This is a genomic window from Paenibacillus sp. GXUN7292 (assembly GCF_050864975.1).
GTDB lineage: Bacteria > Bacillota > Bacilli > Paenibacillales > Paenibacillaceae > Pristimantibacillus.
Window position 1 is genome coordinate 21,888 of sequence record NZ_JBOZWO010000037.1, and the last position, 11,570, is coordinate 33,457.

At 45.0% G+C, this 11,570-nt stretch carries 10 protein-coding genes; 1 reads left to right on the forward strand and 9 read right to left on the reverse strand.

Going from position 1 to position 11,570, the window contains the following annotated elements; all coding sequences use genetic code 11:
• Positions 1 to 253: 253 nt before the first annotated feature.
• On the reverse strand, positions 254 to 1,132 hold the full coding sequence (locus ACRRU2_RS22790) for a nucleotidyltransferase-like protein (protein WP_331698846.1): 879 nt from the start codon (positions 1,130 to 1,132) through the stop codon (positions 254 to 256).
• 179 nt (positions 1,133 to 1,311) lie between these two features.
• Between ACRRU2_RS22790 and ACRRU2_RS22795 the strand changes: the two genes are divergently transcribed.
• Positions 1,312 to 1,680 carry a YgzB family protein gene (locus ACRRU2_RS22795; protein WP_331698996.1) on the forward strand — a complete coding sequence of 123 codons (369 nt, stop codon included), beginning with the start codon at positions 1,312 to 1,314 and terminating at the stop codon, positions 1,678 to 1,680.
• Positions 1,681 to 1,839: 159 nt separating this feature from the next.
• On the opposite strand, the gene ACRRU2_RS22800 is transcribed toward ACRRU2_RS22795, so the two are convergent.
• The 8 genes from ACRRU2_RS22800 to ACRRU2_RS22835 all read right to left on the reverse strand — a co-directional run bounded on the left by ACRRU2_RS22800 (position 1,840) and on the right by ACRRU2_RS22835 (position 11,436).
• Positions 1,840 to 3,576 carry a glycosyl hydrolase family 18 protein gene (locus tag ACRRU2_RS22800; RefSeq protein ID WP_432505255.1) on the reverse strand — a complete coding sequence of 579 codons (1,737 nt, stop codon included), beginning with the start codon at positions 3,574 to 3,576 and terminating at the stop codon, positions 1,840 to 1,842.
• Between the two features lie 150 nt (positions 3,577 to 3,726).
• Positions 3,727 to 4,161, reverse strand: a complete 435-nt coding sequence (gene perR / locus ACRRU2_RS22805; RefSeq protein WP_331698844.1) for a peroxide-responsive transcriptional repressor PerR — start codon at positions 4,159 to 4,161, stop codon at positions 3,727 to 3,729.
• 86 nt (positions 4,162 to 4,247) lie between these two features.
• Complete coding sequence (locus tag ACRRU2_RS22810; protein WP_432505257.1) at positions 4,248 to 6,272, reverse strand: DUF4097 family beta strand repeat-containing protein; 2,025 nt, start codon at positions 6,270 to 6,272, stop codon at positions 4,248 to 4,250.
• Between the two features lie 181 nt (positions 6,273 to 6,453).
• Complete coding sequence (locus tag ACRRU2_RS22815; protein ID WP_432505259.1) at positions 6,454 to 7,560, reverse strand: glycoside hydrolase family 172 protein; 1,107 nt, start codon at positions 7,558 to 7,560, stop codon at positions 6,454 to 6,456.
• Between the two features lie 16 nt (positions 7,561 to 7,576).
• Positions 7,577 to 8,614: an ABC transporter ATP-binding protein gene (locus tag ACRRU2_RS22820; protein WP_432505261.1), complete on the reverse strand. Its 1,038-nt coding sequence runs from the start codon at positions 8,612 to 8,614 to the stop codon at positions 7,577 to 7,579.
• A gap of 20 nt (positions 8,615 to 8,634) precedes the next feature.
• On the reverse strand, positions 8,635 to 9,600 hold the full coding sequence (locus ACRRU2_RS22825; protein ID WP_432505263.1) for an ABC transporter ATP-binding protein: 966 nt from the start codon (positions 9,598 to 9,600) through the stop codon (positions 8,635 to 8,637).
• 1 nt (position 9,601) lies between these two features.
• On the reverse strand, positions 9,602 to 10,426 hold the full coding sequence (locus ACRRU2_RS22830) for an ABC transporter permease (protein ID WP_331698839.1): 825 nt from the start codon (positions 10,424 to 10,426) through the stop codon (positions 9,602 to 9,604).
• 11 nt (positions 10,427 to 10,437) lie between these two features.
• Positions 10,438 to 11,436, reverse strand: coding sequence for an ABC transporter permease (locus tag ACRRU2_RS22835; RefSeq protein ID WP_432505265.1), 999 nt, complete (start codon positions 11,434 to 11,436; stop codon positions 10,438 to 10,440).
• Positions 11,437 to 11,570: the final 134 nt, after the last annotated feature.

Consider the following 11,570-nt stretch of genomic DNA (forward strand, 5'->3'; position numbering starts at 1 on the left):
TGCACATTTCCCCACAGTTTACAGATTTGCATCCGTCCCTAAAACAAATAGGCCAACCAAAAATCTCTGGCTGACCTAATAATACGAAAGTCGCCCATGAGCGACTTGAGAATGATTCGGAAGGCTGCTGATCTGCTTTTCGTGCTTTGAAGCCCATTAAAACTATTTCTACTTTTGTGCTTTCAAGCTCATTAAGACTATTTCTGCTTTTGTGCTTTCAAGCTCGTTAAGACTATTGATCTACGTTTTATGACTACTCTCCTACTTTATAGCAAAGCTCCATCCAGTCTTCCTTGGCACTGGACATGACGGCTACTTCTTCAATATAGGAGCGTGTCACAAGCTTTTGAATAACTAAAGAAAGCTCTATCTGCATTGGCTCAAGCTTAGGATGCCCCTGAAGCTGCGACATGCTCCACGGTTCTTCCTGCTCGCGCATAATTTTGAATAAAAATTCACAGCTTGTTTTCATTTTGTTCATTACTGTAAATTCACAAGCCAACATGACAAGCTGAACTCTCTGCTCGATCGTTTCCGGACTGGCAGACAGCTCCTCGTAAAGCTTATATACTCCGGGATGGACTCTGCGCAGTTGTTTCCAAACGGTCAATTCAGGCCGTATCCCTTCCTCAATCAATACGATATGCGCCCAATGGTGCAGCGCCTGCAAAATATTGCTGTAAGCATCAAGCACATGGCCGTCATTAAGAAACTGCTTTGCCTGCATATAAGTTTGAAGGAATAATGAAAACTCCTTAAAACATCGCATTTCACGCAAGTTTTCAGGAAAAGACAATACTTCTTTTCGTGTATTAGCCCAGTATGCATCGGTATCCAACAAAATCTCTCCCCGTACCAGCCACTCCATCACGCTGCTATTTACTTCAATTCCGCTTTGTAAACGACTACATAACTCCGCCTTGGATAGTGTCATGATTACAACTTTTTGTTGGCGAACTATGACATGCTCCAACGAACTGTCATCTGCAGCCTTGTGCTGAACGACAATTACTAATGCATTTGTTCCTTCGATAAGCGGTCGTGATGATATAGGACTTGGAACAAGAATTAATGAAGCAACATTGGAATTCACGCGATAAGCATCGATTAAGTGCTTTTTTATAATCTCCACAAATATCCTCCGTATAGCTAATCCACTCTGATTAGGCTATAATGGTATTCTAAAGTTTATTTCTCTTTCGACAAGCTTGCAGCACTTTCCTGCTTGTACGACAATTTTTTTAGTCAAATATTACTGTATAATTAGTGCTTAAGAAAGGTATGAAGAAGATGAATTCAAGTATGAAAAGGATTTTTTTCAAATCTGCCAAAATAAATGAGTTCCGCCTATGGGGTCTTGTATTTACGATGGCCGGCATGGGGATCATGATTTTAGGAACTGCAGGCATCGTTTTATGGGGAAGCGCCGGGAAAATAATGGCTGGCATCTTTATGGTGTTCGGCATGATTTCCTTGCTGATCAGCGTTGGGGTTTACTTCTGGGCAGGCATGATGTCCACAAGCGCTACAGCGCTGGAATGTCCGGAATGCCACCGCCAGACCAAGATGCTCGGCACAACGGACCGCTGCATGTTCTGCCGCACGATGCTGACGCTTGATCCTAATCAAGCGACTACAGAGCCAACAGCTACCGTTAGTGAGCAGCATTCGCACAGCTAGAGCTTACTACTTACTACTTACTACTTACTACTTACTACTTACTACTATAAAGAGCTATCTGATTGTCGGCACACAGCCCTATCATGACAATTCAGATAGCTCTTTTTTTAATCGTTTATCCTTGCGTAAAACTTTTATTTTAAAAGAATGGAATAATAGCTATTTCTTTAATTGCTCATCAATCGTTTTCCAGATGGAAGCCGTTTGGAATGTACGCTGCCAGGTAGCAACGCCTGCCAGATTATATTTTTTTGCAAGAGCGACCCGTGCGCTTATAGATACATCATCCTCTATCCAAATCCGCTTCAAGGCGTCGTCCTCTTTGTACTCTACATAATGCTGACCTGCCTGTTCATCCATAACTGGCGTCAAAGACTTTTCTGCTATAACCTTTTTCACAGCATCCATACCCAGAGCTTTGGAGGTTACTTTTATTTTACCATCCTCGCCTGCTTTTTCTGTCCATACTCTCGTATACAGCGGCATGCTCAAAATTAACTTCTCTGCTGGAACGCCGTCCTCTTCCAAAATCCGTTTAATGGAATTTTCAGTCCATGGCAAGGATGCGACGGAGCCGGATTTAGGGCTGGATCCCCAGTGCTCATCATAGGCCATAACCATCATGAAATCGACGATTTTGCCTAATGCCGGACGGTCAAGGAAGACGGACCACATTTCACTGTTAGATTTTGGCGTAACATCGACGGATACGACCAAGCCTTGCTCATGCAGCAACGGTGTTAGTTCTCTAACAAACTGTACAAAATTCTCTTTATCCTTAGTATATACATTTTCAAAATCTATATTTATGCCTTGAAGCTTATAAATCTCTGCAAAAGCAAGCAGCTGCTGGATCATCGAAAATCGCGATTCAGCGGTTGCCAGCGCTTCTGATGTTTGTTTAGGCTCAAAGCCATTGCTAACCAGTGCCCAGACTTGAAAGCCTTGATCATGCGCCCATTTCACATAGGCGGGATCGGCCTTTCCTTTAATTGTGCCTTTGCCGTCGATTAATTCAAACCAGGTCGGACTGACCACATTTAAACCTTGCATTGGCGGGATTTTGGCGTGATCTGCCGGTTTATTATAAACAGCTTCCCAGGTCATGTTGATTTTGCTGTCCTTAAGCTTCCAGGCGACGAAAGGCTCCTTCTTAGCTAACGGTGGAATCTGCTCGCTTTGTGTCAAAGCGATGTCTTTGGCTGCCATATAACCAATATGGCCATCCTCTGTTTGTACAAGGTACCAGCCTTTCATCTCTGCTTCCTTCCAAACCTGCAAGGACTGATCCTGTGCCAGCTTCATCATATAGGGGGCTCTAATCGTAGCGTCGGTACGTACAGCTGCACCTTTTTCTTTAACGGATTTAGCCCATTGAACAGCTTGTCCTTGTTGAAACAAAGCTACAATGCCACTTTCCTTATGATAATCTACCTGCACACCATACAGTTCTTCAAGAGGCGCTGTAGGGATATAGACTACGCCATCCTTTGATTCTGCAGCAATTCTAAGCTCATACGACTTCTGGTTCAGCTTGCCGGTCAGTGAATCCGTCTTTAATTTCAATACATGATTAGCAGTTGTAAATATTAATGTGCCGCTTTCCGCCTCATAACGGATAGGATTATCCTCGCCAAGCCATTCCTCGAGCAGCGGCAACGGCAGCTTCACAAGGTCATTTTCAATAATAGCGCCGAAATCGGTCACTTCACCTTGTACAGTAATCGGGTGCTCAAGGCTATATTGTGGATCAACTTGATTATTATTAGGAATATACTTCATATAACCATACCAGCCGCCAATCGTTAGAAGCACGCCGCAAAAAAATAACAGCATAAATACTTTTAGCTTACTCTTTCTGCGTCTGTCGTATCTAGGGGGGTACTGCCTCTCCACTCCATCACACTCCTGCTATCTCTATATTTGTTTAAATAAGAATAACTTATAAATTCTTATAATTTAAAGAAACGTGCTGATTAGCGTTATCGCTTCACGGCACGTCTCATGTTCATTGTCTTACATTAGATAAAATTGGCTTCTCGGGTATTATTTGGCATGCGACATTTTGCACGAAGCGCAAACCCCATAAATCTCCATGCGATGTCCTTGCACGACAAAGCCTGTTTCCTTGGAAGCCGCTCGCTCCACTTCTAACAATGGAGGATAGCCGAAGTCGACGATTTCTCCGCAATTTTTGCAAATTGCATGATAATGGTCGGACAAATCAGCATCAAAACGACTGGAATCATCACCATAGGTCAGCTCACGCACTAAACCAGCCTCTACAAACAATCTTAAATTGTTATATATAGTTGCTACGCTCATACTTGGGTAATCCGGTGAAAGTGCTTTATATATCTCATCCGCTGTAGGGTGGGATTTGGAATCCATCAAGTAACTTAATATTGCGTGACGCTGCGGGGTCATTCGGACGCCAGTCATTTTTAGTTGTTCTAGTGCTTTCTTCACACTTAGTCCCATTCCCCTCACGCCCTTCTTAATAATAATTATTATTACTATTGTACGTTCAATAATAATACTTTGTCAATGAACGTTCACTATTAAGCTTATGGCAAAGCTTTTATAGAAATGCTATTTGTGGCATTAATTTGTATTCTAAAATCTCCTGTTCCGCTCCTGCCTTTTATCGTTTTGCGTACAATTTCAAAAGGAAGCTCGGATGTGATTGTCCCAAACGTTACAGAGCCGTGCACCGCATAATCTCCTTCAGTCGGCAATGCAGCGGAGATTTCACCTACAGAGCTGTCCAAATCCCAGTCTCCTTTAACAAGCGGACTCATTACTGATATATTGCCATTAAGCGTATCCGCTTTAATCGAACTGGCGGCATAGGATATATCGATATTTCCATTTTTTGTTTCCGCCTCAATTGCATTTTCCACGCGGGTTAAGGCGACGCTGCCATTTGTAGCTTTTGCATACACTTGACCGAATATATCCAGCGCTTCAATAATCCCGTTTTTAGTTTCCAGCGTGCTGTCGCCGATCACTTGCTCCATTTTAATTTTTCCGCTGTTAAGCTTAATTTGAATCGGTGCGCTAATCCGGTACGCCTCGACATCCCCGCTGTCAATTTTCACAATTAATCCTTTGTTCAGGCGCAAATCCTTCAAGGTTACAGTTCCGTTTTGCACATCAATTTTCAGCTGCCGCTCAGGTTGCCTTATCATTTGATCATTGGCTAGGTCACCGTCAACGCCATAATATTGATCCGTTGTATTATCGTTAGTGCTTTCAATGGCTTGACCAGCGTCAGCATCGGCAGTCTCATTGGACACAATATCATCAGGCTTTAGTGCTTCTGAGCCATCTATTTCTTTAACGGCTTCATTTGATTTTTTTACAGATGCTTCTGCACCAGTCTCTTCGCCAGCTGATTCATTTATTTCAGCTTCGACTTCTGCACCGCTGTGCTCCTCAGCATCATTTATTGTGTTGTCTACCCATCTATTCGATAACTGGAGCGGAAGCACAATATGCATATCTACGCGCGGTACCCGCTTGTCGCTGCCATAGGCGCTGCTTTGAGCCTCGATCAGCATCGTTTCCCCTTCCGTTATGACGACTTGCGCCTCTTCTGCTGCAGCCTTTGCCTCCTGCTCGCCCTTCAAATCTATCCATACCTGTGAGGAAACTTGAATATACGGTATATCTGCTGTTTCTACAACGACATTCCCATTCGTATTGTTTATATTAACCGTCGCTAAATTCTCATTCATTGCCACATTCATAACAGGCTTATTAAAATGAAACCCTTGCGCCTCTCCAAGCTCGCTCGCAATTTTGGGCTGAATTTGAAATTGCTCCAAAAAACGTTCCGGCAAATCGCTGTTTTGCATAATAAAGTACGTTGCCGAGGCCGTCAATAAAGCAAACAGCAAGCTGCCGAGCGATACGCGAAGCTTCAGCCTCTGTCTGTTCACTATGCTGTAAACAACCAATTCCAGGCCCAGAGCTACAAATAAATAAGGCCAAAAAGTCGGAATAAGCGAAAAATATGATTTTCCAAATCGAAAATCCAGCAGCCCGATCAAGCCAATCGCTGCAATCGCAAGCGAAGCTGTATATTTTCCCAGCCTGTAATTTCCGCTGCGCAGCTCCTCAGTCGGCAGAACAAGCCATATGGCCAACAGTATGGGCAATAGGCCTGTCAGCCAAGGAGCAATGGCCTCCAGCAGCTCTCTTATCGCATATCCCGGGTTAACAAGCAAGACAAGCCCAACGCCAATAAGGACCAATGACGCACCTTGAAGAGGAAGTGCATACTGCTGCGTTTGTTCCTTTTCCTTCTCCAGGCTTTGCAAAGCATCAAATACGCTAAAATAATAAAATAGCGGCAGCAAAAGGCCTAGGTAGACGATGAGCAAAAGATGCTTGCCGCCATTCCACTCCGCCAATCGGATGAGGGTAAATAGATCCAGCAAAAAACCGGCAAGCAGCAGCAAGCCTTTAGAATAGCTGCCCGCATACCAATGACCGGCTCCCGGCAATAGAAAGGCGCATAGAACGGTAAGTATTCTGCTTTTTTGTTTCGTTTCATTTGACTCGTTCATCTCATGTTGCTTACCCAAATGCTACGCCCTCCAACTTTTAAAACAATTTACACTGGCTGGGATCATTCTAATCATTATCTTTGCCAATTTTATAAAATATGAAATATAGGTAACAGTTATCATATAAAAACATATACTTTTCTAATATTTTAACAAAGAAGACGCGACCCATCTAGAGATGGATCGCGTCTTATAAATATTATCTAGGCCAGCGTCTTTCCGGAGGCTGCAAAGCAGGGAATGGCGCATGCGGCTCAGCTTGATACCAATAGGCTACGGAGGATACATCATCTGTACGTTCAAATAAGTCGCGGCTGTTATGCCCAATTTGCTGAATCGTCACGCGCAAATCATTCTCGAAGCGAATCGGGTCCATCAAATGCCAGCGGTACAAGCCATGCATTGGAACGCCGTCTTCGCCAAAAATTTCTGTACGCGTTGTATCCGTTTTAGAGTAATAAGGGTAGCCAAGATAAGGTGTATTATAGGTCGCTTCGACGATTTTGCCGTCGCGCTTCTCATAGAAGCACCAAGCCCCGCCGAAGTAATCTTCCGTTCCCGTTCCGCAGAGCGTAGGCCACTCGTCATCCCCATCCAAAAAGAACTTGATCTCGCCTTCGCCCCACCAGTAGCGTTCCAGCGCAGCCCAGGCCAGATAAGTGCCAATATAATGACCTTTACCTTTTACATTGTCCAGTATGGTGTAATCCTTTGCTTCAGTTGTAATATTTTCTCTTCTCCACTGGGCATGGAAATAAGCTGCTTCATCCGGAATCTGATCGACAAGCGTATAATTGAATTGATAGAAGAAGCCGTGAATATCAGCGGCATGCTGGTTTTCAATCGTGATCTTGGCCGATTTGCGGAACGGCATCGGGAAGTAACAGTTCATACCGCCCGTCGGGTTGACGGCGATCGGCAAGGAATTGACATTGCTTCTGGCACCAAAGCCGTTGCAAAAAAAGTCTCCCAGCGGCACTTCAACCGACGGCTCCTCTTCGCCATCCCAATACATGCGGAGCACCAAATCTCTCAGCACAAAATAGCCTTTCTCTGTGCGATCCGTTACGGTGATCCAGAAGTTTTGAATGACGCCTGTACTGTTAATCTCGGCTAATGTTACGGTTTCGCCCTGATTCAGCGTAATGCATGGCCGCCCTTTGCGGGCAACGCCCAGATTGCTGGCTTCTTTGCCTCCAGCGCCGACCTCGCCCTTTGGGTTCTCCGCAGAAATCGATCTTGTTTTCCCATTAGTCATCATAGGAGCACTCGACAAATCAAATCCTAAACCTTGCTGATGAAGCATTTCAATTCCTCCCTTACTACATCGATTTATTTTTTGAAATAGGTGATACGGCATGGGTAATTGGTTCATTTTGAGCGATAGGCTTATAATCGTTAAACTTTATGCACAGCACCTGATGGCCATTTTCCAGCTCCATGAGCGGAGGCTTGCTTGAGCGGCATACCTCTTTCACATAAGCGCAGCGCCCGGCAAACTTGCAGCCGTTCATCGCGTACTCCTTCGTCTCCATTTCTGGCAGCTTGGCTTCCTCGTCCCATTTTTGGCCAACCCTTGGAATAGAATTTAATAATAGCTCTGTGTAGGGATGTGCGGGCTGGCTTAATATTTCTCTTGCCTTGCCGTACTCGATCAGGTTGCCGCGATACAAGGTCGCAATATAATCGCTCACATAGTAAGCAGTCGAAAGATCATGTGTGATATAAATAAAGCTGACATTGTATTCATCCTTAAGCTTCTTGAACAAATTAACAATGTTCATGCGAAGCGACGCATCGATCATCGCCACTGGCTCATCCGCTACGATTAATCTCGGCTTAGGGATAAGGGCTCTTGCTATAGACAGGCGCTGCAGCTCCCCGCCTGAAAACTGATTGGGGTATTTGCCCGTGATTTGCTCATACTCCAAACCAACCGATTGCAGCGCTTCCTTAATAAGCTGCTTTGCTTCCTGCTTGCTCTTTGCGATATCCAAATTGTAAGCTGTTTCGTATAAATAGGACTCTACCGTTCTTCGCGAGCTGAAGGATGTAAACGGATTTTGAAAAATGGGCTGCACCTTTTTGTAAAATGCTTTGCGCCGCTTGGACTTTGCGTAGTAGGATAGCGGTACGCCATCAATTTCTATGGCCCCCGAGCTTGGCTCGAGCAGCTGCAATATCATTTTGGCGAGTGTCGTTTTGCCGCAGCCGGACTCCCCGACAATGCTTAAAATTTGCGGCTTCTCGCCCGTAATGGCAAGATCAATCTGATCGACAGCCGTTATTTTGCTGCCCAGCAGCATGCCGCCTATTTTAAATTGCCGCGTCAGCTGCTTAATCCGTAAAATATCAGGCATAGGCTCCTCCTTTTCCCGCTTTAGATATAGGCATCCTGCAGCAAATGACAGCTCGCATAATGCTCGTCTCCCACCTTTGTTCGAAGCGGCTCAATCGTTTTGCATACATCCGTTGCAAACGCGCATCTTTGTGCAAAGCGGCAGCCTGCCGGCGGATGATGCAGGCTAGGCGGCGTACCTGGGATGCCTTCCTTTTGGCTGTTGTCGCCGATTCTCGGCAGCGCATTGATCAACATTTTTGTATAAGGATGCTTCGGATTTTCAAAAATCTGTTCCGTAGGCCCAATCTCAATCATCTGTCCGGCATACATAATGCCCATGCGATTCGTAATCTGATAATGAACGCCCATATCATGCGAGACGATCACCATAGAGTTTTTCATTTTTTTCTGCACCTGGGACAGCATCGTCAGTATGCCTCGCTGTACAATAACATCCAATGCCGTCGTCGGTTCATCGGCGAGCACAATATCAGGTCTTAAGAAGGTGGCCAGCGCGATCAGCACCCGCTGGCGCATACCCCCACTAAGCTGGTGGGGATAAGCCTTAAGCACTTCAGGCGGCAGCTCCAGTTCCTTTAAATACTGAATAATATCCTGCTCCAGCTGTTTTTTGTTTTGCTTGCCATGATACTTGCTGATCGAATCAAAAAATTGTGTTTTTACTTTTTTAACCGGATTCATCACATGCATCGCGCCTTGCGGCACGTAAGAGATAACCTTCCACCAGCTTTTATTAATTTCGCCATTACGGTAAATCTTCTGGTCATTGCTTCTGGAATGGATTTCTACTGAGCCTTGACTAATTTCCAGCGGATAGCTGATCAAATCATACATCACCTTAAGGAGCGTCGATTTGCCGCAGCCTGATTCGCCCGCTATGCCGAAAATCTCATTTGCTTTTACTTCAAAATCTACTTTATCTACTGCCTTCACATAACCTGTCAAAATATTATACTGTGCACTGACTGCGTTCAGCTTCAGCATGCTACTTCCCCCTTCTTAAGGCAGAATACTGCTGATACCCGGTCATAACTAGAAATAGAGCTATAAAGATCAACGTGATTGCCACTACCGGCGTTCCGATCCACCACCAGCGCCCGCCCAGCATCGCTTGATGCTGATTCGCCCAATAAATCATCGTGCCAAGCGTAGATTTCTCGTTGCTTGACATGCCGATTACGGCAAGCCCGGATTCTGCGCCGATGGCAACCAGTATCGTATTGACGAAGTTGGCTAGTGACCAGCCGGAGACGAAAGGAAATATTTCTTTCAGCAAAATTCGGAAGGTGCTTTGTCCGGAAAAAATAGCGGTGCTGATAAACTCTCTTTCTCGCAATGACAAGGCCATAGATCGCAGCTGCCGTGCAGGCCAGGGCCAGTTGAAAATAATAAGCACCAGCGCGATATAGAGGAGCGAGGCTCTGCCCTTCAACATGCTCCCCAGCAAAATGAGAATAGGCAGGGAAGGGATAACGATAAAGGAATCTGTCATAAGCGTAATGAGCCGATCCACAATACCGCCTTTAAAGCCGGCCCACAAGCCTAAAATGACCCCGATCAACGTAGCGAAAAAAGCTACAAGTATACCAATAATAAAGGAATTGCGGATCGCATCGGCAAGCAGCCAAAAGGTGTCCTGACCTAGATTGGTCGTGCCTAAAAAATGGTCCCAGCTCGGCTTTAAATTTTTGGGATAGGTTCCCCATTCCATCGAATTAACCGTCGAGAAAAGCGGTACGATAAAGCCTAGAATTAAAAACAAAATCAAAATAATCATGCCCGCGCTCAGTCTAAAATTCCAATTTTTCATCCTATCACCGCCTATTTATACCGAACTCGAGGGTCTAGAAAAGGATAGATCAAATCGACAATAAAGGTTGAGCCGGCCACTGATATGATCGAGATCGTGATCGTCCCCATAATGAGGTTATAGTCCGCCTGCAAAATGCCAGAGTAAATAAGCGCGCCAACGCCAGGATAGCCAAATAAAATTTCTGTAATAAGCGCTCCATTAAAAATGGTACCAATTTGCAGCGCCAACATCGTAATTTGCGGCAATGTCGCATTAGGCATAACGTATTTCATCATAATCTTCGATTCGGACAAGCCCTTTAATCTGGCAAAATGAACATAGTCCTCCTCCGCAATGCCCGCCGACAGCGTCTTCATGCTTATAACCCACCAGCCTGTTCCTACTAAAATGATCGATAGCGCAGGCAGTGCAGAGTTATAAATGACATTTTTAATAAATTCCCATGAAAACTCATAGTTCAAAATTGTAATGGACAGCGGAAATATCGGAATGATGTAGGATAGCAGCATAATGAGCACAAGCGCCAAAATGTAATAGGGAACCGGATAGAGCATAATCGATATGCTCTCCAGCAGCTTGGAATACGCCTTCTCTTTGCGGAAGCCGGCAAGCAGCCCGATCCCGTTGCCAATCGCCCAAGCGATAAGCGTGGAAGTAAGCAGCAGCCCCATCGTCCATGGCAAAGCTCTGGCAATCATCTCATTAACAGGAGTCGGATAGTTGGCCAAGGATGGTCCGAAATCCTGCGTCAGCACGACTCGCTTTAAAAATCCAAAGTATTGAGAAAACAAGGAGCCCTCCAGACCGAAGGATTCGTTAAGTGTTTCTCTTATTTTTTCCACCGCGACCGGGTCCATAAAAGCTGACTTCGATGTCATGGAGCCAATCATCGCTTCTACCGGGTCAGACGGCAAAAAGCGTGGCACAAAAAATACGGTTGTAATGCCAATAAAGATAACGAGAATAAAGGTAATAATTCTGGATATTAGAAACTTATAGAAGCTCACCCGTCATGCACCGCCTTTCCTTGTGCGAGTTTAACCGCTATGCCTGCCTGGGCAGAGGCCGGCTAACGTTCAGTTGGAAGCTGTTGATGGATTGTGAGCAACATTCATTTATAAGCAATAGAAAAGATGAACGG

Excerpts from the sequence above, each read along its gene's own strand:
- ACRRU2_RS22815 (WP_432505259.1), bottom strand. The coding sequence starts at position 7,560 with ATGCTTCATCAGCAAGGTTTAGGATTTGATTTGTCGAGTGCTCCTATG.
- ACRRU2_RS22820 (WP_432505261.1), bottom strand. The coding sequence starts at position 8,614 with ATGCCTGATATTTTACGGATTAAGCAGCTGACGCGGCAATTTAAAATA.
- perR (WP_331698844.1), bottom strand. The coding sequence starts at position 4,161 with ATGGGACTAAGTGTGAAGAAAGCACTAGAACAACTAAAAATGACTGGC.
- ACRRU2_RS22830 (WP_331698839.1), bottom strand. The coding sequence starts at position 10,426 with ATGAAAAATTGGAATTTTAGACTGAGCGCGGGCATGATTATTTTGATT.
- ACRRU2_RS22825 (WP_432505263.1), bottom strand. The coding sequence starts at position 9,600 with ATGCTGAAGCTGAACGCAGTCAGTGCACAGTATAATATTTTGACAGGT.